The sequence below is a fragment of the Nodosilinea sp. FACHB-131 genome (assembly GCF_014695395.1).
Lineage (GTDB): Bacteria > Cyanobacteriota > Cyanobacteriia > Phormidesmidales > Phormidesmidaceae > Nodosilinea.
The window spans coordinates 14,725-40,422 of record NZ_JACJOF010000026.1 but is presented as its reverse complement, the minus strand read 5'-3'; the positions used below and the strand labels follow the sequence as shown (position 1 = coordinate 40,422).

The window sequence follows — 25,698 nt, the reverse complement described above, 5'->3', positions numbered from 1 at the left end:
AACCTTTGTCGCTCAGGGTGTTCATGGTGGTTTCTTATAGGAGAATTGAAATTTGAGCAGGAACTTATTTCCTGTTTTTTAATCCTATATGAAGCAACTGTGAGGCAAGTCTTTTTCTTGCGAATTAATTTTAATCTTTACCCTAGGTTTCGAGATTGTTACCTCAGCTACGTTTAGGGCAAATTCTTCATCAATAAACGTAACGATCGCAGCTTTGAGCGCTAGGCTACAGCGCGACAACGCGTTCGGCCACTCGCAGCTTGGCCGAGCGGGCGCGAGGATTTTGGCCCACTTCAGTTTCGGTGGCGATCACGGGTTTTTTAGTGATTACCTTGAGATCGGGAGAGTCTTTTAGGGTGTGCTTAACCAGGCGATCTTCCAAACTGTGGAAACTGATGATCACCAGCCGTCCACCAAGAGTTAGCCAGGTAGGGGCAACTTTCAGCAGCGTTTCTAACACTTTCAACTCCTGATTGACCGCAATTCGCAACGCCTGAAAGGTGCGTGTAGCCGGATGAATTCGACCGTAGCGATAGCTGCGCGGCACGCAGTAGGAAATCGCTTCAGCCAAATCGGTGGTGGTCTGCCAGGGGCGCTGGTCAACGATTTTGCGGGCAATCCGGCGGGAAAGCCGCTCTTCGCCGTAGGTATAGATCAAGTTCGCCAGCTCGGTTTCATCACAGTGGTTGACGATGTCGGCGGCGGTGAGGTCTTGGCGCGGGTCCATGCGCATGTCGAGGGGGGCGGTTTGGCGAAAGCTAAAGCCGCGATCGCCCACATCGAGCTGCACCGAGCTCACTCCCAAATCAGCCAAAACACCGTTGAATAAGTCTCCGGAGGGGGTATAGTCGGCAAAATTGCCGTGCCACAGCGAAACTCGGTCGCCAAACTCGGCCAGATTGGCTTGGGTAGCCGCGATCGCCGCCGCATCCTGATCCACAGCCACCACCCTCACGGTGGAGTCAGCTTCGAGTATCAGCCGACTGTGGCCACCGCCACCGGCAGTCGCATCTAAATACCGCCCACCAGGCTGAATGTTAAGCCCTTCCAGCACCGCCTCAGGCAGCACCGGCACGTGATAAAACTCTGGCTCTGCCATCAGTAATCTCAATCCCTGCTTCGTATGCCAACTGAGGCGATACCCATTAAGATACTCAAAGATACAGCAGAACTAGATTTTGACGATTGGGTAGCCCCTATGTCGATTATTGAAACCAAGACCGAACCCATGGTGCTCAACATGGGGCCCCACCATCCCTCCATGCACGGGGTGCTGCGGTTGATTGTCACCCTCGACGGCGAAGACGTGATCGACTGCGAGCCGGTGATTGGCTACCTGCACCGAGGCATGGAGAAAATCGCTGAAAGCCGCACCAACCTAATGTTTGTGCCCTACGTAAGCCGGTGGGACTACGCGGCGGGCATGTTTAACGAAGCCATTACCGTCAACGCCCCTGAAAAGCTGGCCAACATTGAGGTGCCCAAGCGGGCCAGCTACATTCGCGTCATCATGCTGGAGCTTAACCGCATTGCCAACCACCTACTGTGGCTTGGCCCCTTTCTGGCTGACGTCGGCGCTCAGACCCCTTTCTTCTACATCTTCCGCGAGCGCGAGATGATCTATGACCTGTGGGAAGCCGCGACCGGCTACCGCATGGTCAACAACAACTACTTCCGCATTGGTGGCGTGGCCGCTGACCTACCCTACGGCTGGCTCGACAAGTGCCTCGACTTTTGCGACTACTTTTTGCCCAAGGTCGATGAGTACGAAAAGCTAATCACCAACAACCCCATCTTTCGCCGCCGGATTGAGGGCATTGGCACCATCACCCGCGACGAAGCAATTGCCTGGGGGCTCTCAGGCCCCATGCTGCGCGGCTCTGGCGTCAAGTGGGATCTTCGCAAGGTCGACCACTACGAATGCTATGACGACTTTGATTGGGACGTGCACTACGAAACCGCTGGCGACTGCATGGCCCGCTACCAGGTCCGCATTCGCGAAATGCGGGAGTCCGTTAAAATCCTGCGGCAGGCCTGTGCTCAAATTCCGGGCGGCCCCTTTGAGAACCTTGAGGCCAAGCGCATGGCCGAAGGCCCGAAATCTGAGTGGAACAATTTTGACTATCAATTTATTGGCAAAAAGATTGCTCCCACCTTCAAGATTCCGGCTGGGGAACACTATGTGCGCCTAGAGAGCGGCAAGGGCGAACTGGGCGTCTTTATCATGGGCAACGACAACATTTTCCCCTGGCGCTTTAAGGTTCGTGCTGCTGACTTCAACAACCTGCAAATTTTGCCCCACCTGTTGAAAGGGGTGAAGGTGGCTGACATTATGGCCATTCTAGGCAGTATCGACATCATCATGGGGTCGGTAGATCGCTAGGGGCCACACCCCGGCTCAGGTTTCTGGGCCGATGAGCTACCATTGCAATGGCCTAGACTTGCACTGTCTCAAGGGCGGCGGCGGGCGCTTGTCCTGTTCCCTGCGCTGGGTGCATCTAGCCCCCTGTTCCTGAATCATGCCGCTGCCTGTGACCTCACTGCCCTCCAGCCCCTCTCCTACCCTCGCCCGGCAGCGCCGGATTCAGAAGGCAAAGCAGCGGCGAGCGCTATTTATCGCCCTGCTGCTGCTGGGTGCAGGGTTTGTGGGCGTGCGATCGCTGCCCCATCCCTCACTGCGGCAAATTCAAGAGACCGTGTGGGTCAGCCACCCTGAACCGCTGGCTATGGCCGGGGGCGATCCCTACGTTCGCGCCCTGATGCGCACGATTTCTGCCGCCGAGTCAAACACCAATCAGCCCTACAACGTGCTCTACGGCGGCAACACCGTGCAGCAGCTCAGCCGCCATCCCAACATCTGCGTGGAGATTGTGGCGGGGCCCAATCAGGGGCACTGCACCACCGCTGCCGGGCGCTACCAGTTTTTGACCGGCACCTGGCAAGAAAAAGCCCAGCAGTACCATCCCAAAGCCTCTAGCTGGTTTAGCGCCTGGGGCGACTACAGCTTTGACCCCGAATCGCAAGATCTGGTGGTCTACCACTGGCTCAGAGACACCTCCGCCTGGAATTTGGATATTCCTAGCGCCCTGCGGGACGGTCGCCTAGATGAGGTGCTGCGCCGTCTTTCTGGCACCTGGACCAGCCTTGGCTACGGCATCGAGTCAAACAGCATGACCGCCCGACTGCCTCGTGTCTATGAAAACCTGCTCCAGGAAGAGCTGGCGCGCTCTGCTTCCAGCAAAGCTTTAACGCCCTCTGGGCAGCTGCCCTAGTAATTATCAATAAAAACCCCTGCCCCCTCGATATAGCTATATCGAGGGGGCAGGGTGACTCAACTTCAACTTTGCTAAAGAGAACTACAGCACGAGGAACCATCACTTCGGAAAGAACCAGCTAATTTTGCGAATGTTTCGTTTAAGCCTCCAACCCAAGCCAATGTCGATTGCCAGCACAGTCTTCACCAAGAGTAGGACTTCTTAGGAAATCCGCCGTTCGGTCATGACTCCTCGATAACTACGAGTGTTACCCCGTAGACGGAGCAATCGACCTGACGAGCACTACGAGGATTGGCAAATGATCAACAACGAATTTCGCATTTTGCTAGAGGCCTACGCTCAGGCCTCAGAGGACGGAGACACGGGGACTGCTGAAACGCTGCTGAAAGAACTAGATGGCATAGTTGTGTTGTCTCAACACGATCGCGTGAGGGCAGAAAAAACTAAGGGATGGACGGTGGGGTAGTGCCTATGCAGAAACCAAACAAAAACCCCCACGGGCTAGCGGTGCCGGTGGGGGTTAGTTCTCAGGAGGTATCTATGATTCAGGACTTCTGCCTATTACTTGTCTAAGATGCCCTCGTCAGTGGGGGCGGTAGCAGGGGTAAGCTGTTTGGCGAAAATAGAGGCAGGCAGAGCATCTGCCCTACAGATTTTCACGATTCACTAGAACTGCTATGGAGCGACACGATCGCTCTGATAAGGTCCTCTGGGTCCACAGGTTTCGCCAGATGACGCTGAAATCCGGCGGCGATCGCCCGTTGTCGGTCGGCCTCATCCACATAGGCCGTCAGCGCGATGGCTGGAATTTGCCCGTCGGCATCTGCACTCAGCGATCGCACTTGCTGAATCAACCAATAGCCGTCTTGCTCGGGCATGCCAATATCGCAAATTAGCACGTTGTACCGATTGGAATTATCACTTAGAGCCGCTAGGGCTTCGCTGGCAGAGGCCACAGTTGCCACGTTAGCCCCATAGTTTCCTAGCACAAATTTGAATAGCTCAAGGGTATCAATTTCGTCATCTACTGCCAAAATTTGCAGGCCGTCTACCGACGCAACTGGAGCGCTTGAACCTTCTAATGCAGGCGACTCTAAATCAGTGAATGGCGGTGCTTGGGAGCGCCCGTCTAGCGGCAACCTGACAATGAACGTGGCGCCTTGGCCTTCACCGGGGCTGGTGGCTTGCAGGGTACCGCCGTGCAGTTCTACTAGCTGCTGGGCGATCGCGAGCCCTAGGCCCAAACCGGGCTTTGCTTTGGTGGTGCTAGAGTCACCCTGACGGAAGCGCTCAAAAACATGCGGCAATAAATCGGCTGTAATGCCCTGCCCGGTGTCAGTAACCCGAATTTGAGCCTGCCCCTGCACCCGCTCTAGGGTGATTTCAATGCGTCCGTTGGGCGGGGTAAATTTAATCGCGTTTGACAGCAAATTCCAAAAGACTTGCTGCAATTGATTGGCATCCCCAACTACCGTTCCAGCATTGAGCTGAGCCACAATTTCAATCTGTTTGGCGTCGGCTGAAAGTTGAACGGTCTCGATCGCAGCCTGCACCACTGAGCGCAGTTCGAGCGGAGCCGGGCGAAGAATGAGCCTGCCGTTAACAATCCGAGAGGTATCTAAAATATCCTCAATCAGTTGGGATTGCATCCTGGCATTGCGCTCAATCGTCTCTAAAGCACGGATAATAGTCGTCTCTTCGAGGGCACGCGCACGAAGCTGCTGCGCCCAGCCGAGTATGGCGTTGAGAGGATTGCGGAGTTCGTGGGAGAGGTTGGAGAGGAACTCATCTTTGGCGAGGTTGGCTGTTTCGGCCTGCTGACGGGCGGTCTGTTCTTGGGCGAGGAGTTGGGATCGCTCGCTTTCAAACCGCTGGCGCTCGGTAATGTCTTCGATCGCGAGCAAAACCATCGCCGTCTCATCGTCACGTTGTAGCTTGCAGGCATTGAGCAGCAGCGTTTTTTGCCCAGTTGGCTCAGACCAATAGTCCATCTCAAAATTTTGCAGCCGACTGTCATGGCTGAGCACGTCTGCTAAGCGCGATCGCAGTTGGGGACTATTCCACTGTCCGTTGCTGAGGTCAAACAGGGACGAGCGCACAAACGTTGATGCTGACGTCTGAAACATGTCGCGGAACGCGCGATTGACCATGTCCACTCGCAGAGCGGCATCTAGCACAACTAAGGGGGTGGGTACCGTCTCGATGATCGCTTCTGCATAGTCACGAGCCGCCTCTAAGACGGCAGCATGGCGTTTGAGCGCGTCGATGTCGAGAAAAACTATGGTTACGCCGTCAATCAGGTTTTCTGTCGTGCGATAGGGACGAATCCGCAGGGAATACCAATGGCCGGTGCGGGTTTGAATCTCCTGTTCTTTGGTGTTGAGCGTCTCTAGCACCTCTAACGCCATAGACTCCAAGCTGGAAACGTCAAAATCGGTGCGCAGGTCGCTAAACGGTCTGCCGACATCGCTAGGAATGAAGTTGAACAAACGCTGCGCTGTGGTCGTAAGCCGGCGAATTTTTAGCTCATTGTCGAGAATTAAAATTGGCACACTGATGCTGTCAACCAGGTTGTTGAGATCACTATTGTCTCGAATTTGTTGCAGGTGGCGGCTGCGAAGTTCGTCGTTGGTGGTAGAGAGTTCTTCATTGGCAGCTTGAATCTCTTCTTTGGCCGTTTGAAGCTCTTCGTTAGTGCTTTGCAACTCCTCGTTGCTCGACAGGATTTCTTCATTGGCTACTCGCAGATTTTGGTTGAGGTGGCTGTGTTCCTCAATCACCGTCTGCAAATGCGCCTGCGCCGAAAGTTCTCGCTGGATTGCAGCAGACAGAGCTTGACGAAGCTGCAAGTTCTCGCGCTCTAGGTCTTCCGGTTCCTGACGCTCAGCCGCCGCTGAGGTGGGGAGAACCGGTAGCAAAACCGCTTCAAAGATCACCAAAAAATAAACTGTGGATGCAGTGGTCGGCTGAAATGGAATTACTTCTAGGTTGAGGTACGCTGAGTCCTCACCAGATTCCAGCTGAATCTGTTCTTGTCGCACCACAATGTTTTGAGTTTGAGCTTGATAGATAGCGGTGCGCAGGGGCAGTATTAGCCCTTCTCGGGCCATCATCAACACGTTGAGGTCAGTGGTGCCAGTGGGTAGCTTCAGATAGGGGTCGGTGTCGCCGCGCAGGTGGAGAATCTGCATTTGGTCGTTGATAATTACAGACACCGGGGCGTAGCGAGCGGCGATGAGCTGGTCAACTTCTCGCACTACATCAAAATTATTGCTGGTGGTTTCAATCACTCGCGGCGGGCGATCGCTACCGACAGCGGGGTGAACCCTGGTGGTGAATGAAAACAGAGGACGAGTCAAGGTCAGCTTGCGCGCATAAATTTTGGCGGCCTCGTGAACCGACGCAAATAGGTCTGAGGCGGTTTTGACGCTTTCAGACGCGCCCAGCACGAGAAAGCCGTTGAGGTTGAGACTGTAGTGAAAAATAGCGATGATGCGCTCTTGCAACGCACTCGATAAATAAATCAGCACGTTGCGACAGCTAATCAGGTCAAGATTAGAGAACGGCGGATCGCTGCCTAAATCGTGCCGCGCAAAGACACAGAGTTCTCGGACAGCGCTGCTAATTTGGTAGCCTCCGGCGGCCACCGGGAAGAAAAAGCGGCTGAGCCGCTCGGGCGAGACGCCCCCCATTTGGCTTTCTAAGTAAACGCCTGCCCTAGCTTTGGCGATCGCGGCTTCGCTGATGTCGGTGGCAAAAATCTGAATCGGCGGAACAGTGGCGCGATCGCTAAAAAACTCTAGTAGGCAAATGGCGATCGAGTAGACTTCTTCCCCCGTCGAGCACCCCGCCACCCAGATTCGAATGGGCGTGTCTGCGGCTTTGTTTTGGCTAATGGTTGGAAAAACCTGTGCTTTTAGCTGCTCAAAAGTGTCCGGGTCCCGGAAGAAACTCGTGACGTGGATCAGAATCTCATCATGTAGAGCTTGCACCTCAGCCGGGTGCTCTTGCAGGTGCTGAGCATAGTCTTCCAAGGTGTCGAGTTTATACAGCAGCATCCGGCGCTGCATGCGGCGATCGATCGTCTTAGATTTGTAAAACGTGAAGTCAACGCCCTTCATCGTTCGCAGCAGCGCAAAAATGGTGGTCAAGGCATCGTCCGCCTGAGGCAGCTCCTTCACGCCCTGAAGCGGCTCTGAGACGGTCAACAGCGGGCTGCGGCTGATGTTGACCAACTCTGCGGCGATCGCCTCGGGCGGCAGCACAAAATCAACGTCTCCGGTAGCAACCGCCGTATTCGGCATACTGTCATACCTGGCGCTGTCTTCGCACTGGGCAAAGGTCACACCGCCCGCCACCCTAATCGCTTTTAACCCCTGCGAACCGTCGCCATCCATGCCCGACAGCACGACTGCGATCGCTTTATTGCCCCAATCCGCAGCCAACGACTCAAAAAACGCATCCCCCGGCATATATTTGCCCTGAGTTTTTTGGCGCGCCGCCAGACAAAAGGCCCCATCTATCAACGTCATTTGAGTGTTAGGCGGAATCACGTAAATCTGGTTGGGCGCGATCGCCATCTGGTCTTGCACCTGCTGCACCGCCATTGGGGTGACTCTGCCCAAGATCTCAGCCAGCTGGCTCTCATGGTCAGGCGCTAGGTGCTGAATCAGCACAAATGCCATGCCCGTGTCGGCTGGCAAGTTAGAGATCAGGTTTATGAACGCTTCCAGGCCGCCCGCAGAAGCAGCCATCCCCACAATCGGAAATGGCGCATCGGTTCTAACTGAAGGATTTAAATCCATGAAAGCAAAAATGATGCATTAAGTAATTTGTTAAAAGAAGTGACGAACAATACAAGCACGCTGAGTTTCAGAACTAAAAATGTTCTGAAACGTTATATCTACCATTGTGCTCTTCTGGCACAACCATATAGGTCAAAAAGTTTCAACACATCTCCCTTTTGACAACTCTTAGTCCGACAAGCGGTCAGTGGGCCTCTGACTGCCCACCGCACACTTCACCTATCCAAAACCATGACCGACAACACCGCAGACCTGGCCCGTTCACCGTTGAGAAAGGCGTGCGACCTCCAGGATTGCGGAACTACCGCACCCATAGTAACCGGCGCACTTGGGCGACCCGCTTGGATAAGGCTAAAAATGATTCAAAACTTAGGCGGGTGGTCGTCGATGGCGGCGCCACAGCGGTATCTGGTTGTGTTGGAGGAGGAGGTGGAGGCGATCGCAACCCGATGATCACCCAAGTAGCGCCCTTCCCCTGTTTGTGAGGACTCTGCAAAGGGCTTGGACAATGGCAGCGTCCCAGCACGCTTAAAGGGCAGTCTAGTAACAGGGAACTGTCCCGTTTTGACAATATTTTTTGCCCCCTCTGGATGGGGAAATAACCTGATGAACCTTTGGGATCGCGCTAAACAGCTTGCAGACGCAGCATCGGCAACCAACCAGCACATCAACGGCCAAATTGATAAAGCCGTCGCCGCAGCCCAGCAGGCCACCGAAGATCTCGCGACTACCAGTGCGCAGACCTTGCAACAGGCCCAGCAGATTGCTCAAAAAACGGTTGAACAAGGGGCTGAGGGGATAGACAGTGCGCTGGGGTATGTCAAAATTGCTGGCGAAGGTGCTCAGCAAACTGCTCAAGAGCTGACCGTAACCAGTCTGGCCACGCTTCGTGATCTACAGGAGACGGGGCAAAAGCAGTCGCAGCAAAGCCTAGAAGCGATGGGTAAGGCCCTGGAAGAGTGGCAGGGGGCGATCGCAGCTTTAGGCACCTCTGGCATGGTCACGGCCAATGCCCTCAAAGCTCTGCCCCGCACCGCTCAAGAGCTGGCCCAGGAAATGCCGGCTTTGGCGCGTCGATTGCAAAGGGCGGGCACCCGGTTGAGTGATGCGCCGCGATCGGATGCCGACGTGATGGGGCTGTTCGATAAAATCCCTGGTACGTCTAAACTTGGGGCCAGCGAGTGGGATATTCGGGTCTTTTTGTCGGACAAACATGGCAGCCACATTCAGGCTCACGCTAAGGGGGGCAGCAATGGGGCCGAGAATGTTGTGTGGGAGCTGGGCGCAGACAATATTCGCCGCGGCTCGGCCACAATGACTGGGGGTGAGCAGACCTACATTCGCTTCTATAACGCCGTGGATTCGGTGCTCAAAAACTCAGCAACGATCGCGCAACTGGGTCTGGCGGCCACGGGCACGGCGGTGCTAACTCAAGCGCTGGTGACGGCACTGGCCTACACCCTAGACCTCTACCGAGGTGACATTACCGCAGATGAGTTTCGCGACAAAATTGTGGCAGCGGCGGTCAGTGCGGGCGTTGCTACGCCGATCTTCTTTCTCATTTTGGTGGCGGTGATGGCGCTGTTCCCTGAGATTGTGGTGGTTTTGTCGGCTCCTGCGGTGGTTGTCGGCTTCAATGCGTTGTTTGGGGTAGGCATTGCGCTGCCGATTGTGCAGTCGATTGTTCGCCATGTGGAGGCGGGCGGCTGTGGGGATGAGGCCAAGGCTCAGTACGCGGAGGCGATCGCCCAGGGGAATGCCCTGCTAGACGCCTCGTCGCAAGAGGTGCAGCGGTGGTGGCAGCAGTTGTTTGCCGCTGACCCGATGTTGGCAAATGAGGCTGTTGCAGAGAGCTAGAGCAGCGATAAGGCTATCTGTTGCCTACAGTGCGTTGTTAGGGTCTACAGCTGTCTGGCGATCGCCCTTATGCTCGTTTCCCTACGCAAAATCGGGCCCAAACGCGCCTGAGACGAGAAGCTCTGGCGGTTCTAGATCAAAGTCCCGATGCCTTATCCTAAGCTCTGAGTTATGAATTCTACTATTTGTACATAGCTTATGGGCGTCAGGAACTCCAGCTTAAGAAGATGCCCTCACAAGTCTGTAAACCTCGATGAATTGTGATAGTCCTGAGTAGTCTCTAGTTACGCTGTCTATCGTGAGGCAACCCAGTGATGAAACGACTACCATCCCTGCTGCTGGCTCTGCTATTGACGCCCGTGGTCGTGGCTTGCACTCCAGTAGGCAACCGGCCCCAAACCCCATCGTCACCAGTGAGCGACCCTACCTCTAATCCCACGCTCCCGGTAATTGATCAATTTACCCTTGACGAACTGTTTGCTCAAGATGGAGGTGGCTGCGGCATGACGCTATGGCACCGGGATGATGGCCTGCGCGCAACGGGGTATCTCTTCTTTAACGGCTTAGCTCAACCCTCAACCGATGCCGTTGCCCTCATGAAACTCGATGGCGAGTTTATCCGCTTTCGTCGCATCGCCGCATCGGGTGATGAGTTTTACGGACAACAGACCTCGCAAACTTTTGCCAGCCCAGATAACGCCATTGAGCTGCAAGTCGATGTCACCCAGGGTGACCCGGGAGAAATTGAGTCGGTCTCTGTAGAAGGCACCCTGCAACTTCAGCAGAACGGAGAAATGACGGAAATTCCAGTTTTAGGTGACGCTGGTTGTTAGTTTTTGGATTTGAACTAAGGCAGGGTAAGAAGGCCAGATTTGCGATCGCCTTCAGAGTTTGGGCGCGTTGGCGGGCATCACAATAAATACTCCCGACTCTAGAGTAATATCCTTGCCCTCCAAAGCGTGTATTGACAGACTTGGTCTTGCGGGAGCACTTTACTCAACCCGCCTGCTGCAAGGAGCGCCTAGGCGATTTCTAAACCATCTCTCAGACCTGTGTACCAGTTGAATATCAGGCTGACGAGTTCAGAAAATCGATCCGAAATACTGGCATTTAGTAATAGATTCGAGAACGCCCGCAGGGCTATTTGGGAAATGCCATGAGACGGTTTTGCTATTTAGGTCTCGCTGTATTGACAGCCCTGGTGATCGGGATCGCTCAAGGCGCGATCGGGTTGTTGCCAGCGCAGGCCATTGCCAATGCACCCGCCGAAATTCGGGGAGTCTGGCTGACCAATGTCGACAGCCAAGTGCTCTTTTCAGAGCAAGCGGTCAAAGACTCGCTGCAACAGCTGGCCAACAACCGCTTCAACACTGTCTACCCAGCGGTGTGGAGCTGGGGCTACACACTCTACCCCAGTCAGGTGGCAGAACGTGCAACGGGCTATAAACAGGGTCTCTATCCCGACTTAGAGAACCAGGGGCGCAATGAGGCCTTAGAAGCGGCCCAGGGCGATCGCGACATGCTGCTCGAAGTGGCTCAAACCGCTAAAGACCTCGGCCTCAGCGTGATCCCTTGGTTTGAGTTTGGCTTCATGGCCCCGACCGACTCACCCTTGGCGCAGCGCCATCCTGACTGGCTGACCCAAAAGCAGGGGGTTCTGCCCGCAGCCAGCCGAGAGCAGGAGGGTAGACACCCCCGAGTGTGGCTCAATCCGTTTCACCCAGAGGTGCAACAGTTCATTCTCGACCTGGTTGCCGAGCTGATGGATAACTATGAGGTAGACGGGCTACAGCTCGATGATCACTTCAGCTTGCCGGTGGCCTTTGGCTACGACCCTTACACCATCAACCTGTATCGCCAGGAGCATCGAGGCCAAGCGCCACCAGCCAACCCCTACGACGCCGAGTGGACCCGCTGGCGGGCCGACAAAATCACCGCATTTGTCGAGCAGGTGTTTTGGACGGTCAAAGCAAGACGACCCAACGCGGTGCTATCGGTTTCACCTAACCCGGCCACCTTTGCCTATACCCACCATCTCCAAGACTGGCCCCGCTGGCGGGAAAAGGGGTACATCGAAGAGCTAGTCGTTCAGATTTACCGCGATAACCTGGCCAGCTTTCGCAACGCCCTGCGCGATCGCGCCCTTCAGCAGGCTCGTCGCCATATTCCCACCGGCGTTGGCATTCTCAGCGGGTTGAAGGATCGACCTGTGCCCATGGCGCTGATCCAACAGCAGGTGCAGACGGCCCGGGGTATGGGCTTCGCTGGGGTCTCATTCTTCTTCTACGACACGGTGTGGACAGTGGCGGAGGGAGAAACCAGTAGCGATCGCACCCAGGCCATGCAGCGCCTGTTTGTCACTCCCCGACAGCGCCCCAGCATTGCCAACAGCCCCAGGCCAGCCGTGACTAGAAGTTGAGCGATGCCCGTGAATTTAACGGTGGACAACCGAATCGAACCAGTGCTTTGGGTGCTCCCATTAAATAACCCCCAGTGCACAAGGCACCGGGGGCGGTTTCACTATATAGAGTTCGTTATAAGCCGACTGTGTTAGAAGGAGTGGCTGCTGCCTCTCTTACAATGCCTTAGACTCAAGACCGTAGACAGAGTTCCTGGTTCTATTCATCAAAACTTGGTTTGCACCCAAAGTCCCTCAACCTTTCGGTAAACTGTGACTCCTGTCACTTACAGAACCCAAAAGTTCCCTAGTGCCCAGCTTGGAATGGGTACTGAACTAGGTAAGGGCTAAAATTGGCTTATCAACTCGCGTAGACAGCAGCTGTGCATCGGCAATGGTCAACGTTTCTATCAACCTCTCCTCTACGCGGCAATGCCGGAGCTGTCGTTTTAACGCGCGCAGTCCCTACCTGGTCTGTGGGGTGCATCCAGCCGGGCCAGAGCAGCAGCGATGCCCTGACTTTGAGCCACCTACGCCCGTTGCTCAGCGCCCTAGCGGCAACTCACCTCAGGCCCCCGCAATAGAACCCGACTGGATGAGGTTCTGGGGACCGTCAGACGAGGAATGGTTAACCTTCTGGGGGCCTGAGGAGTTAGATGACATTGAGTAGCTGGTTGATTAACCGGCGAATTGACCAGCAACTTAATCAGCAAGTTCTACCAGCTTGTGCCCCCTACTAAGAACAGCTTGCCCCTACCGTCTAAAGGCGAGACATCGGCTATCATCACAACGCTCGACAACTCTTCGCAAATTGGAAAGGTGCTCAGTCAACTGACTGCTTAACCAATTCATTAGACAAGCAAATAGTTGCATCACTCCAATGCGATCGCGTGCATGCAGAAGGGACTAGGGATAGAGGTGGGGTAGTGCCTGCGCAGAGACCAAACAAAAACCCCCACGGGCTAATGGTGCTGGTGGGGGTTAGTTCTCAGGGTGCATCTACCGATTCAGGCCTTCTGCCTGTTACTTGCCTAGGATGCCCTCGTCAGTGGGGGCGGTAGCAGAGATAAGCTGTTTGGCGTAAACGGAGTTTCACAGGCGCATCGCAACACCTGTTGCCCCTCATAGCTATATCCGTTACTCTGGCTCTTGAGTAGAGGTCATGGCGTGAGTTGGCTGGTTTTTTCCTATTCTTTGCCCTCGAAAGCCTCATCGAGCCCGAGGGTAACCCTGTGGCGGCGGCTGAAGCGCCTGGGTGCGATCGCCTTCAACAGTGTTCAGGTGCTGCCCGAGCGCGATGAGTGCCTCGAAGCGTTTCAGTGGCTAGCCCAGGAGGTGCAAAAAGCCAGTGGAGAAGCGCTGATCATGCGGGTTGAGCAGTTTGAGGGCCTGTCCGACTCTGAGATTGTCGAGCGGTTTCGCGCCGCTCGGCGTGACGACTACGCCGAGCTAGAGGCCCAGGCGACAGCGCTGGCCAACTCCCTTGACCTTGAGGCGCGAGGCGATCTACAGGAGCGCCTCGAAAAGCTCTATAGACACTATGCCGACATCCGCCGCATCGACTTTTTTGACTGTCCTGAGGGGGCGCAAGTGATGGCCTACCTCAACCAGATGGTTGAAGCCTTGACGCCTGCACCGGGGGCGATCGCCATTGCCCCTGCCGCCCTAGACCAGTATCAGCAGCGATCGTGGGTGACTCGGCCCCGGCCCCACGTCGATCGCCTGGCCTGCATCTGGCTGATTCGCCGCTTCATTGATCCCAACGCCGTAATTCGCTATGCCAAAACGGCGGCAGCCGACGAAGTCACCTTTGACATGAGCCAGGGCGACTTTCAGCACCAGGGCAATCTGTGCACCTTTGAGGTTATGGTCAGAGCCTTTGGTTTAGACGACAATCCAGCTCTACAGGTGCTGGGCCAGATCGTGCATGAAATTGACCTGCGCGATGGTCAATACCGCCAGCCCCAAACTGCGGGGGTCGATGCCCTGCTGCGGGGCTGGCTACTGGCCAATTTCTCTGATGCTGCCCTAGAGATGCACGGCATCGCTCTGTTTGAAGGGCTGTACGCCACCCTGGCTCAGGAGCGGGCCACTCCACTGGATTCCTCTGCCCCTCAAGCTGCTGAGCAGTGAGCTAGGTCAGACACCCCAAACTTTATGCAACAGGTGTTGCTCTTAAAAGAAACAAGCCTTACAGTTTTGATTGACCATTTTCTGAATAGTTTCAGAGAGCACTGTTCTGTCATCATAAAAATCAACCCATGGCCGATGCCCTAGATCCGCAAGCAGAACCCCAACCCGAAGCGTCACCGCCTTATTCTCTAGGGCAGATAGTGCTGTACTTCCTCAAGTTGGGCACCTGGGGTTTTGGCGGCCCCATTGCCCTGGTGGGCTATATGAAACGCGACCTGGTAGAGGAGCGCGGCTGGATTTCTGAGTCAGACTACAAAGAAGGTTTATCGCTGGCGCAGTTGGCCCCTGGCCCATTGGCCGAGCAGCTAGCGATCTACATGGGCTATGTCCACTACGGCACTCTGGGGGCAACGCTGACGGGGCTAATCTTTCCCCTACCGGCCTTTTTGATGGTGCTGGCGCTGGGGTGGGCCTACACAGTGTATGGTGGCTTGCCCTGGATGCAGGCTATTTTTTACACGGTCGGTGCCGCGGTAATCGGCATCATTGCCAACAGCAGCTATAAGCTCACGGTCAAAACTATCGGCCAAGACTGGCTGTTTTGGGCGATTTACATTGTCTCGGCGGCGGTCACGGTGATCACCGAGTCTGAGAAAATTGCTCTGATTTTGGCGGCGGGAGTGCTGGTGTGGTTGGTGAAGGCTCCCCCCAAGCAGTGGCGTCCTAAACGGCTATCTAGTTTTGCTGTAGTGCCTTTCCTGCCGACTCTGATGGCTATTCCAGCCACCGAGCCAGGCATCCTCTGGCAAATCTTCACCTTCTTTATTAAGGCAGGGGCGTTTGTGTTTGGCAGTGGCCTGGCGATCGTGCCCTTTCTCTACGGCGGACTGGTGAATGAGTTGCAGTGGCTAAATTCTGAACAATTTGTCGATGCCGTGGCGGTGGCAATGATTACACCAGGGCCCATTGTGATTACAGTTGGGTTTATTGGGTTTTTGGTGGCGGGGCTGGCCGGGGCAGTGGTGGCGACGCTGGCAACGTTTCTGCCCTGCTATCTGTTTACGATTATTCCAGCACCGTACTTCAAAAAGCACGGCAAGCAGCCGGGGGTAGCAGCCTTTGTCGAAGGGGTGACGGTGGCGGCGATCGGGGCGATCACCGGAGCGGTAGTGGTGCTCGGGAAGCGATCGCTGGTAGATATTCCTACAGTCATCGTGGCTGTTGTCACCCTGGCTTTGCTGCTGACCTTCAAAAAGAAGCTGCCTGAGCCGCTAATTGTGCTAGTCTCTGCCCTGCTAGGCCTGGTCATTTACCCCCTTACCCATCCAGCTTTGTAAGGTTTAAACCCATCAGCAGCTGGCCCATTGCTGTGCGATCGCCGAACAGGCCATACTTAAGCCACTCGTAGCCGCTCAATATCCTTTTTTGGCGGGGTACCAAACATGCGGGAATATTCGCGACTGAACTGAGAAGGGCTCTCATAGCCCACCTGATACGCCGCGTAGGTCGCATCCGCGTCTTCAGCCAGCATCAAACGCCGGGCTTCCAACAACCTCAACTGCTTTTGATATTGCAATGGACTCATCGAAGTCACGGCCTTGAAGTGCCGATGAAATGATGCCGAAGACATACTCGCTTGCTCGGCCAACTCATCAACGCGCAATGACTTGGTGAACTCAGCTTTGATCTGTTTAATTACCGCTGCAATGCGCTGCATATGGCTACCGGAGGTCGCAATCTGCCAAACCGCCTCACTCTGGTCGCCCATTAGAAGACGGTAGTAAATTTCGCGAATCATCATTGGTGCCAGGAATGGAATATCCTCAGGCGTATCCAGAAGCCGGGTAAGCCGAGTGGCACAGTCAAGCAATGGGGCATTGGCATCGCTGACGAACAAGCCTCTCACTGAGCTTTCTTGTTTATCCGAACTGCGCTGGATCTGATCGATAATATCCCAAAGCTGAGTCGCGTCTAGGCTGAGCTTAAAGCAGAGATACGGCTTGTCCGGTGCCGCTTCGACAATAGTTCCACTGAGCGGCAGATCGACTGTGACCACAATGTATTGGGCCGCACCGTAGTGGTAGGTTTCCTTACCCAGTAAGGTTTCTTTTTTACCCTGAAGAATAATGCAAAGCGTCGGCTCATACACCGAGCAGAGTGTTGTAGGAGCCGCAGATTCACGCATCAATTCTAGCTGAGCGATCGCCGTTGAATGGATGCCGTTCCCCTTGCCATCCGTGTGGCGGGCCACTAGTTTCGTTAGTTCTTGACAGGCATTAATTGTGGTCGCATGCGTTAGGGATTCATCTACCCTACTGAGTTCTCCGCTTAGGGGCATATTATTAAATCTCTCTCATCGCTTCGCTGCACCTATTATATAGGGTTATTTTAAGCACTATTCCCTTGCTTGAGAAAATCAGGCAATGATCTGCGAGATTTATGTACTCAGAGCCTTTTCACCAAAGCTTACTATGAATCCATGCCCGAAAGGCAATGCAAGGATAAGGCAATAAAGGAGAGCGACCGATGGCTCAGAAAGCAGGGCTTATTCCAGGTGCTTATCGTGGAATTGAAGCCGGAATCATAACCGCCGTTTTAGCAGCAGCGAATTGGTTAACGGCGACTGCCTACGAACAGAATACTTTGCACCGCTTTGAGTCGAATCTCAATATACCGAAGCTTAGCGTAGATATTGCCGTTAAGGCTCGGATGTAGGGAAACTGCGGATTTGTTTCGGCACTTCTAGTCTTTTACGGAACAATTGAGCTTGATTAATGGCGTAATTAACTACGCCATTACAAAGGGTGGTGAGGGCGGGGTGTTGGTATGAATCAATCACTGTTCATAACACAGATTGTTGATTAACAGGAGTGTTCTTACTGTCTCTAAACAATGAAAGGAAGTAACTGATGTTACAAGATCAAGGCATTGCTCAATACGAGCAGAATGAACAGACTTATGTTCAAATGACATCCCCAAAGGAGGATCGGCATGATTACGAAGAGGCGATCGCAATACTTGCCTCAAAGCTTCGAGGTGAACTAATCCTTCCTGGCAACCCTGCTTATGAAGCAGAACGAAAAGTTTGGAATGGTCTCGCTGATGGCTATCCGGCTGCGATCGTGCGCTGTGCTGATGCAGAAGATGTCAAAACTGCCGTCAATGTTGCCCGTGAGTACGCAATGACGCTCTCTGTGCGGAGCGGCGGACATAGTGCAGCCGGGCATGGCACCAATACTGGTGGATTGGTGATCGATCTTTCCCACATGAAGGCGATGACGGTTGACCCAGAACGTCACACAGCCCGTCTGGAACCCGGTCTGACCTGGGGTGAAGTCGCCGAAAAGCTCCAGCCCTTTGGATTAGCATTGACGGCAGGCGACGTTGCCTCTGTGGGTGTGGGTGGCTTGCTGCTCAGCGGTGGCATCGGTTGGATGGTTCGCGCTTACGGTTTAACGATCGATCGCCTACAAGCCGTGGAACTGGTTACGGCAGATGGACAACTGCTGCGTGCCAGCGCTGACGAGAATCCCGAACTGTTTTGGGGATTGCGCGGTGGCGGTGGAAACTTTGGTATTGCGACGGCTTTCGAGGTAAACCTGCATCCCGGTGGAACTGTTCTGGGCGGTGCCGTCTTTTATGAGGCAACCGAGGCAGAGCGCATCTTGCGAGAGTATACCCGTCTAGCAGCGGCAGCACCAGACGAACTTTCCACTGAAGTTCTGGTCATGCTGGCACCGCCTGCCCCCTTCATCCCACCCAATAAGCAGGGCACCCCAGTTGTCGCGATTATGGTCTGCTACACCGGGGATATCAGCGAGGGTGAGCGGGTTGTAGCTCCGCTGCGTCAGCTTGCTACCCCGATCGCCGACCTGATTGCCCCCATGCCCTATTCGGCTATTTTTGCCTTCACAGCGGTGGGTGAGATCCCTGGCTTTCAGCATCATTCGCGATCGCAATTCTTCGAGACGTTTTCAGATGAGATGATCCACGCATTAGTTGAATCCACTCAATCTGTCCTGTCTCCTGAAACGCTGATCACTCTACGGGTTTTGGGTGGTGCGATGAGTCGGGTTGCGCCCGATGCAACAGCCTTTGCTCATCGCGATAAACAAGGCATGGTGTTGGTCACTCACTTCGCACCATTATTTGCTGATGCTGCCAGTCTCGATGCCCGCACCCAGCGAGTCTTTCAGGCACTCTTACCCTATGCCAACGGCGCTTATGTGGGCTTCCTGGCGAATGAGGGTGAGCAGCGGATTCGTGAGGTCTATCCGACTGCCACATACGAGCGACTCGTCGCGCTCAAGAATCAGTATGACCCCACCAATCTGTTTCATCGCAACCAGAATATCAAACCCACGGTTGCCCCAGCGACACTTGCTGCTCCAGTGAGTTTATAGCATTTGCTTTGTGTCCCCTGTAGGTTGGGCTTCCGCATACTACGGGTATCGAGGCCCAATCAATCACAGGGTAGGTTACAGGTTTTACGGGAAACTGATGAGGCGCTTTACCCTGTTCACCTGATTGACTGACAAAACTCCTGGAACCTTGACCATCCGTAGATAGACCAAATTAAAAACCAGATTCTAAACCCTGTGCCGCCCGCGCAGCAGGTGGTACAGGGTCTCTGGGTTCTATATCTATTGCTGTCCATAGTCACCCAGTTCTGCTCACTTTGCAAAGTGCAGAAAAACTTTTGATCAAAGTCAAATTAGGAGCCTAGGTGATTTGTTCATATGTTGCAGCAGCTACGCAGTAAAGATGTTGCAACACTAGCAAATGCTTACGCACAAACTTAATTTCCATGCCTCGTTGTAAGGAGTCATTCAATGACAACTTTTGTCTTAATTCACGGCTTATGGCACGATGGTTCTGCCTGGAAGCCCGTGATCAAACATCTAGAAGCGAAAGGACATCAAGCTTTTGCCCCTACGATCGCGGGACATGGTAAGGGCGTGAATAAGAACGTCAACCATGCTCAATGCACACAGTCGATTGTCAATTACATTGTTGATAAAGACTTAACGGATATTGTCCTATTAGGACATAGTTTCAGCGGCACAATTATCGCGAAAGTTGCCGAAGCAATTAGCAATCGCATTCGACGGCTGATCTTCTTCAATGCCTTTGTTCTGAATGATGGTGAGAGCCTCAGAGATAACATTCCACCAAGTTCTCAAGCATTATGCGATCAGCTAGCGAGAGAATCGGGCGATAACACGATTATGATCCCGTTTGAGACTTGGCGAGAAGCATTTCTCAACGATGCTGACCTCGAATTGGCTGAATCAACTTACGCGCAACTATCGCCTGAACCCTATCAACCGTGGATTGACAATTTGGACTTGCAGAAGTTTTACTCGCTGTCCATTCCTAAAAGTTATCTCTACTGTACGGAGGATAATGCTCTCCCGCAAGGTGAGTGGAGCTGGCATCCCAGAATGTCTAGTCGATTGGGACTATTTCGATTCGTACAAATGTCTGGTAGCCACGAGGTGATGTTTTCTAATCCGGGTGGCTTAGCAGAAAAGATTATCGCAGCAGGACGTGACTAACATTATGAACATCAGTCAAAGCAAAGTTGCAATTGTTGGACAAAGCGAGAACCTTGAGTGGTTCGACACAGTGCCCGGCGAGCAGATGGCGATCCGCGTCCACAGTAAAGATGTCAACGGAGCGTTCACCATTATCGAAGTGAATGTTCCACCGTTCGTGGGGCCACCACTCCACTATCACCAAGATCGGGAAGAGATCTTTGAAATCCTTGAAGGCAGATTTCGCTTTCACGTCGAGGGTGAGGAGTTTGAGGTTGGACCCGGAACCTCGGTTGTGGTGCCCCGTAACACCGTGCATGGCTGGGTGAATCTTGGACCCGGAAGGGCTCGGTTGCTCTTCACCTTCGTACCCGGTGGTATCGATGAATTCTTCCCTCAAATCGGTCAAACGCCACCCGAAGGCTGGGCAGAGCTTGCCTGCCAGCACGACACTTGGATCGTTGGCACACCCCTGTCTGCTCAGTAGTGTGCCATCAACCTTGAGTGGAGTCGAAGCAATGAACACGATGCGAAGACGGCAAGTGCACGGCAGCGAAAATCATAGTCTCGTGCTTTAAAAATTCACTTGCCATCCGGTGTCTTCGTAAACACTTAGCGGCGTGGCAGGTCGTGAGGTAACTTTCTCATCGTCTTGCTGCGCCTGCTACAGAGGATGCTTCTAAGCACCGTTCTCCTGCTTGAGAAAATTAGGCAATGATCTGCAAGGTCTGTGTATTTAGAACCTTTGGCCCAAACCCTACTATGAACCCATGCCCGAAAGGCAATGCAAGGATAAGGCAATAAAGGAGATAGACCGATGACTCAGAAAACATGGTTCATTACCGGTGCTTCCCGTGGAATTGGGGCCGAAATCGCAAAAGCCGTTTTGGCCGCAGGCGACCAACTGGTTGCAACGTCTCGCAAGAAGGCTGACTTAGAGCAATTCGAGTCGAACCCCAATGTGTTGACCCTTAGCCTAGATGTTACCGATGAGGCTCAGGTGCAAGGGGCGGTTGCAGCAGCGCTCGAGCGCTTTGGGCAGATTGATGTGTTGGTCAACAACGCCGGATTCGGCATTCTGGGCGGCATTGAAGAAACCAGCGCCCAAGAGGTTGAGCGGGTCTATCGCACCAATGTCTTCGGGCTGCTGAATGTGATCCGTGCCGTATTACCCAGCATGCGTCAGCGCCGCTCGGGACATATTATTAACCTTTCGTCGATTGGAGGCTATCGCTCCACTCCGGGGTGGGGCGTCTACTCCTCAACCAAATTCGCGGTTGAGGGCATTACCGAAGCGCTGCATGATGAGTTAGCGCCTTTAGGCATCCATGCCACTGTGGTCGAGCCGGGCTACTTCCGGACCGGTTTTCTCGATGGCAGCTCGCTTCAGCGCACGGCAGAGATTCCCGATTACGCGGAGACCGTGGGTAAAGTTCGTCAGATCGCCTCCCAACTGAGCTATCAACAGCCGGGCGACCCCATCAAGCTGGCCCAAGCGATGCTTCAGCTTGCCAATGCTGATACGCCACCGCTGCGACTACCGCTTGGGACTGACACCCTGCAAGCTATTGCTAAGAAAAACGCTTACGTTGAGCAGGAAACGGCGCAATGGCGCGCGCTAGCTGAATCTACTGATTACCGGTAGGAGGCGCAGGCGGGCGTAAGGAAGAACTCCGAATGAATGCTTTCAAGTTCTCGGTAGCGGCATCTCATCCTATCGAGAACTTGAGGCCCAGCTTTTAGGAACCACTCTAATCACTTCATCAGGAACTGTCATGAACACCACAAGCTCGCAAGATATCAAACCCACCATCGTTCTTGTTCATGGTGCATTCGCTGAGTCATCTAGCTGGAATGGCGTATTGATCCAGCTCAACGAGAAAGGTTACCCAACGGTTGCCATAGCTAATCCTCTACGCAGCGTGAAGAGCGATGCAGACTATGTTGCCAGCATTCTCAAAAGCATTGAAGGTCCTACAGTGTTGGTCGGCCACTCCTATGGCGGTGCTGTCATCACCAACGTGGTCGGCAATGAGAACGTAAAGGCACTCGTCTATGTTGCGGCTTTTGCCCCAGATGCCGGTGAGACGGCCATCGAACTCTCAGGACGTTTTCCGGGCAGCACCCTTGGGCCAGCACTGGCACCACCGGTTGCCACACCGGATGGCGGTAACGATCTCTATATTCAGCAAGACAAGTTCCACGCCCAGTTTGCGGCGGACGTGCCGATCGCAGCGGCACAGCTAATGGCTAGCACTCAGCGACCGATTACGGAGGCTGCTCTTAACGAAGCCTCGGGTACACCGGCCTGGCAGTCCATCCCGTCCTGGTTCATCTATGGCGATCGCGACTTAAATATCCCGGCAGCCGCCCTCGCGTTCATGGCAGAGCGCGCTAACTCCAAAGAAACAGTGGTCGTCAGCGGCGCATCCCATGTCGTGATGGTTTCTCATCCAGATGCCGTCGCCAAACTTATAGAGCACGCAGCAACCGCTGAGTAGAGTAAGTAACAGGTCAATGGTTAAGGCTGTTTCACCTTAACCATTGACCTATTTATGCAATGTCACCGGGGATGCAACCGATTAAGCGACAATGGCCCACGCCACAGCCGGTCAGGACGCTGTGAGCAATACCGTCGGCGGCAAGACGCCGTGGCGAAAGACGGCGATCGAACAACAGGTTGCCCGCGCCATAGACACCTATATGAATCGGGCCGTCGCGATCGCCAATCGCTAACGTGGCGTACCCATGCACAACGATGTAGATAACAGTTGACAGCGATCACCCATGGCGTAGGCAAAACGCCTGTTCAGTTATCCTGACGCCTTCAACCAAGCTTCGGATCATTGCGGGTAGCATGAAGGCGAAGCCATGTTGTGCCGAACCATTCCTGAGGGGAAGTAGCATTGCTCCTCACCCCTCCATACATCCTCTGATTCCTTTGCTGATGACTACTCCTTTGATTTTGACGCTGAAGTTAGACCAAGCCACTTTCGAGCGAGCAAACACGTTACGCCAGCAGCACTTTCCCCCAGAGCGTAATGTCGTTCCGGCCCACGTTATTCTGTTTCATCATTTACCGGGGGAGCAAGAGTCGGCTATTTGCCACAGCCTGAAGACCCTGTGCGCTCAGTCAGAGCCCTTTTCTTTTTCCTTGCCCTCGCCTCAGTTTTTTGGCAACGGCGTTGCCATCAAGGTCAATTCTCCTGAGCTGATGCAAGTACACAAAACCCTAGCGACTACCTGGGACGCATGGCTCATCCCTCAAGATCGCCAGGGCTACCGCCCGCACATCACCATTCAAAATAAAGTGGACTCTAAAACAGCCCGCCAGCTGTACGAAGAACTGGAAGCGCAATGGCAATCTATAACAGGATGGGGAGAAGGCTTGTTGCTGTGGCGCTACCAAAAAGGACCGTGGGAGTTGGCTAGGGAATTTTGCTTTGCCCAATAGCTCATAGCCTCAGGTTCTAGAAGGCGTAGCGGTGGTCTGCCCTCACCTGAAAAAATTTAGTGGACGCCATAGAACTATGTGCGCATGGTTAGCTACGCCGGGAGCAGCAGTGGTATGCATTGCGCGCTAAGACCAACTCTAATGTCAATGTGGTGGATGTATAGTCTGGAAGCTAAACCAATGAGTCAGCTCTATTGGTCTAGATTTGCAGTCTTGCTAACTCTGCAACAGCAGCAACGAGTTCATAAACATCAGTTGGCTTGGGAAGATACTTCTGAAAACTTTCCGATTGAAAATTCTGTGGTAAAAGTTTTAGACAGTCCTGTTGTTTAAGCAGCGTTGTCACCGCGATGGCAGACAGAAATTTGTCTGGATTGGTCTGCAAACCTCTTAGTTCGTGAACCAGGGCATAGCCATCTTGACCTGGAAGGCTGATATCACAGATTAAAATATTTGGGTACCAAGTAGTTGCTTTATCAATTGCTTCGGTGGTCGAAGTAGTTCCGAAGACCTCTGCTTCTTCTTTTTCCAGCACAAAGCTAAAGATGTCTAGAGTATCAACATCTCCATCAACTAACAAAACCCGCAAGCCCTTTAGTGAGGGTAGATTACTATCGAAATTAATGTAGTTACTTTGACAGTCTTCTACTAGCAAACTGGCTGAGTCTAAATCCGTTTGCAGTGCTTGAGGGCTGTCTAAATACAGCAAATAATCTTGAGTTAGCCAGTCAGCACAGTTCATTACGTCGTCGTATCCGCATTGACGATGTTCTGACTGCATAGTCACCCACGATGAGACTCTAACTTAGACGAGCCAGCCAGCTTTTCTAAGCCAAAGCCATCCTAAGCCAACCTAAACGGTCAAGTCGGTCGAATTTTAAACATAGGGCGGAATTTTCTACCTACAGGGGACCCAGCAGCTGAGTAAACTCGCTTCGAATGGCCCCATAGCATTCACAGGAACAGTTTTCTAAAGCTTTACCATCCAAAATCGTGACCTGACCGCGGGTGTAGCGAATTATACCAGGTTGACTTAGGTTGCCGGCGGCTACCGTGACACTCGAACGGGGAACACCCAACATTTCCCCAATAAACTCTTGAGTCAACAAGAATGTATCACTTTGCACACAGTCGCGCACCAGCAAGAGCCAGCGAGCCAGTCGCTGCTCAGTTGAGTGAAATCGGTTACAAGCAATAGACTGAGCCGCTTGGCTAAAAAGAGCTTGACAATAGCGCAGCAGAGTGGTTTGTAGCGGTCCACCGCGATCGAACTCAGCCTTTAAAGTTGCGGCACTCGTGCGCATAGCCTGGCCTGGAATCTGCACGTAGGCTCGATGGGACTTGGTCTTACCGCCCAAAATGGCCAAAATACCTGCCATTCCTTGCCGCCCTACTAAGCTAACCTCAATGGTAGAGCCATCTTCCATTGAAGTAACTAAGGAAATCAATGAGTCGTGCGGAAAGTAAACGGAGGAAATAGGTTCATCAAAGTCGTAAATTGACTGATAGTTTGTCAGTGAGACCAGTTCTAAATGGGGGGCGAGCCGTTCATATACTTCTGCTGGCAAAACCGCAAGCAAATGATTTTCAGGGGGGGTAAAACTCCCAACGTTAGACATAATCTCTCTCCTGGAACGAGCCATGTTGAGAATAACAACTACTGGCACTAGGAAAAAGGTTTAAATCTTATTCACAATGGCAAAAGAAATTAATCTAGGCCGGCAAACCTTCTAGCGTTGCCTATTTGCACGATAACAACAATATGGATGACTGTGGGGCTCTGTCACGTCCCTGTGGCGTTAAGTTTATTACACCTGTAATCTAAGTAAAAGATTAGACTTTCTACCGATGCCTGAGGGCTCTGCCAGTTTTCGTCTTCAGCCTGATTGAAGCCTAACAACCTTATAAAAATACTCTCATTAGCTTGCTACGACAAGAGATGGAGACGACAAACGTTACCTTTCAGATGGTTGTGGAACCGCATTGAGCACGGCATTCTCCCCTGAAATTAAGAGTTGATGACTGTAGTGTTCTGTTGTTGAGCTTTCTAACCCTGAGCTGCAATTGACCTTAGCAGACGCGATCGCAGCCCTAGATTCAGGGTCCGACTCTACACCTTGCGTACTGGGTAGCGCAGGTGTGTAACGCCGACGCCTGGGATCACCGTCAGGTTACCTAAGACAGCTAATGTAGTGGGTCAGTACGAAGGCTGGTCCCCAGGCGTAATTTCCGCGCTTCG

Annotated in this window: 20 protein-coding genes; 15 read left to right on the top strand and 5 right to left on the bottom strand. The window is 53.4% G+C overall.

Annotation, left to right across the window (positions count from 1 at the left end):
* Positions 1–226: 226 nt before the first annotated feature.
* A complete protein-coding gene (gene rsmH, locus H6F75_RS16270; RefSeq protein ID WP_190753519.1) occupies positions 227–1,099 on the bottom strand; it encodes a 16S rRNA (cytosine(1402)-N(4))-methyltransferase RsmH in 873 nt (290 codons plus the stop codon).
* Between the two features lie 99 nt (positions 1,100–1,198).
* Here rsmH and H6F75_RS16265 point away from each other — a divergent pair, with 99 nt between their 5' ends.
* The 3 genes from H6F75_RS16265 (at position 1,199) to H6F75_RS16255 (ending at position 3,741) form a co-directional block, all read left to right on the top strand.
* Positions 1,199–2,383 (top strand): NAD(P)H-quinone oxidoreductase subunit H, encoded by a 1,185-nt coding sequence (locus H6F75_RS16265; protein ID WP_190753518.1) that lies wholly within the window; start codon positions 1,199–1,201, stop codon positions 2,381–2,383.
* Positions 2,384–2,519: 136 nt separating this feature from the next.
* Positions 2,520–3,272 (top strand): glycoside hydrolase family protein, encoded by a 753-nt coding sequence (locus H6F75_RS16260; RefSeq protein WP_190753517.1) that lies wholly within the window; start codon positions 2,520–2,522, stop codon positions 3,270–3,272.
* Positions 3,273–3,573: 301 nt separating this feature from the next.
* Entirely contained in the window at positions 3,574–3,741 is a 168-nt protein-coding gene (locus H6F75_RS16255; RefSeq protein ID WP_190753516.1) for a hypothetical protein, read from the top strand.
* Positions 3,742–3,931: 190 nt separating this feature from the next.
* Here H6F75_RS16255 and H6F75_RS16250 read toward each other — a convergent pair whose 3' ends face one another.
* Positions 3,932–8,029, bottom strand: coding sequence for a CheR family methyltransferase (locus H6F75_RS16250; protein WP_242020065.1), 4,098 nt, complete (start codon positions 8,027–8,029; stop codon positions 3,932–3,934).
* Between the two features lie 657 nt (positions 8,030–8,686).
* Here H6F75_RS16250 and H6F75_RS16245 point away from each other — a divergent pair.
* From H6F75_RS16245 to H6F75_RS16225, 5 genes are all read left to right on the top strand, one after another.
* Complete coding sequence (locus H6F75_RS16245; RefSeq protein ID WP_242020063.1) at positions 8,687–9,937, top strand: HNH endonuclease; 1,251 nt, start codon at positions 8,687–8,689, stop codon at positions 9,935–9,937.
* A 314-nt stretch (positions 9,938–10,251) separates the two neighbouring features.
* Positions 10,252–10,770, top strand: coding sequence for a hypothetical protein (locus H6F75_RS16240; protein ID WP_190753514.1), 519 nt, complete (start codon positions 10,252–10,254; stop codon positions 10,768–10,770).
* Between the two features lie 323 nt (positions 10,771–11,093).
* Complete coding sequence (locus tag H6F75_RS16235) at positions 11,094–12,356, top strand: glycoside hydrolase family 10 protein (RefSeq protein WP_190753513.1); 1,263 nt, start codon at positions 11,094–11,096, stop codon at positions 12,354–12,356.
* A 1,173-nt stretch (positions 12,357–13,529) separates the two neighbouring features.
* Positions 13,530–14,468, top strand: a complete 939-nt coding sequence (locus tag H6F75_RS16230; protein ID WP_199303979.1) for a chromate resistance protein ChrB domain-containing protein — start codon at positions 13,530–13,532, stop codon at positions 14,466–14,468.
* 128 nt (positions 14,469–14,596) lie between these two features.
* On the top strand, positions 14,597–15,805 hold the full coding sequence (locus tag H6F75_RS16225) for a chromate transporter (protein ID WP_190753512.1): 1,209 nt from the start codon (positions 14,597–14,599) through the stop codon (positions 15,803–15,805).
* 56 nt (positions 15,806–15,861) lie between these two features.
* Here H6F75_RS16225 and H6F75_RS16220 read toward each other — a convergent pair whose 3' ends face one another.
* Complete coding sequence (locus H6F75_RS16220; protein WP_190753511.1) at positions 15,862–16,806, bottom strand: AraC family transcriptional regulator; 945 nt, start codon at positions 16,804–16,806, stop codon at positions 15,862–15,864.
* Between the two features lie 188 nt (positions 16,807–16,994).
* Between H6F75_RS16220 and H6F75_RS16215 the strand changes: the two genes are divergently transcribed.
* The 7 genes from H6F75_RS16215 (at position 16,995) to H6F75_RS16185 (ending at position 23,459) form a co-directional block, all read left to right on the top strand.
* Positions 16,995–17,183 carry a hypothetical protein gene (locus H6F75_RS16215; RefSeq protein ID WP_190753510.1) on the top strand — a complete coding sequence of 63 codons (189 nt, stop codon included), beginning with the start codon at positions 16,995–16,997 and terminating at the stop codon, positions 17,181–17,183.
* 251 nt (positions 17,184–17,434) lie between these two features.
* The gene (locus H6F75_RS16210; protein WP_190753509.1) at positions 17,435–18,871 is read left to right on the top strand and encodes an FAD-binding oxidoreductase; all 1,437 of its coding nucleotides are present in this window, start codon (positions 17,435–17,437) and stop codon (positions 18,869–18,871) included.
* A gap of 429 nt (positions 18,872–19,300) precedes the next feature.
* Positions 19,301–20,026: an alpha/beta hydrolase family protein gene (locus H6F75_RS16205; protein ID WP_190753508.1), complete on the top strand. Its 726-nt coding sequence runs from the start codon at positions 19,301–19,303 to the stop codon at positions 20,024–20,026.
* 4 nt (positions 20,027–20,030) lie between these two features.
* Positions 20,031–20,492 (top strand): cupin domain-containing protein, encoded by a 462-nt coding sequence (locus H6F75_RS16200; protein WP_190753507.1) that lies wholly within the window; start codon positions 20,031–20,033, stop codon positions 20,490–20,492.
* Between the two features lie 330 nt (positions 20,493–20,822).
* Positions 20,823–21,650, top strand: a complete 828-nt coding sequence (locus tag H6F75_RS16195; protein WP_190753506.1) for an oxidoreductase — start codon at positions 20,823–20,825, stop codon at positions 21,648–21,650.
* Between the two features lie 130 nt (positions 21,651–21,780).
* On the top strand, positions 21,781–22,506 hold the full coding sequence (locus tag H6F75_RS16190) for an alpha/beta hydrolase (protein ID WP_190753505.1): 726 nt from the start codon (positions 21,781–21,783) through the stop codon (positions 22,504–22,506).
* A 446-nt stretch (positions 22,507–22,952) separates the two neighbouring features.
* Entirely contained in the window at positions 22,953–23,459 is a 507-nt protein-coding gene (locus H6F75_RS16185; protein WP_190753504.1) for a 2'-5' RNA ligase family protein, read from the top strand.
* Between the two features lie 199 nt (positions 23,460–23,658).
* Here the strand turns inward: H6F75_RS16185 and H6F75_RS16180 are convergent, their stop codons facing one another.
* Both H6F75_RS16180 and H6F75_RS16175 read right to left on the bottom strand, forming a co-directional pair.
* Complete coding sequence (locus H6F75_RS16180) at positions 23,659–24,240, bottom strand: response regulator (RefSeq protein ID WP_190753503.1); 582 nt, start codon at positions 24,238–24,240, stop codon at positions 23,659–23,661.
* 121 nt (positions 24,241–24,361) lie between these two features.
* A complete protein-coding gene (locus H6F75_RS16175) occupies positions 24,362–25,126 on the bottom strand; it encodes a Crp/Fnr family transcriptional regulator (protein WP_347710661.1) in 765 nt (254 codons plus the stop codon).
* Positions 25,127–25,698 lie beyond the last annotated feature (572 nt).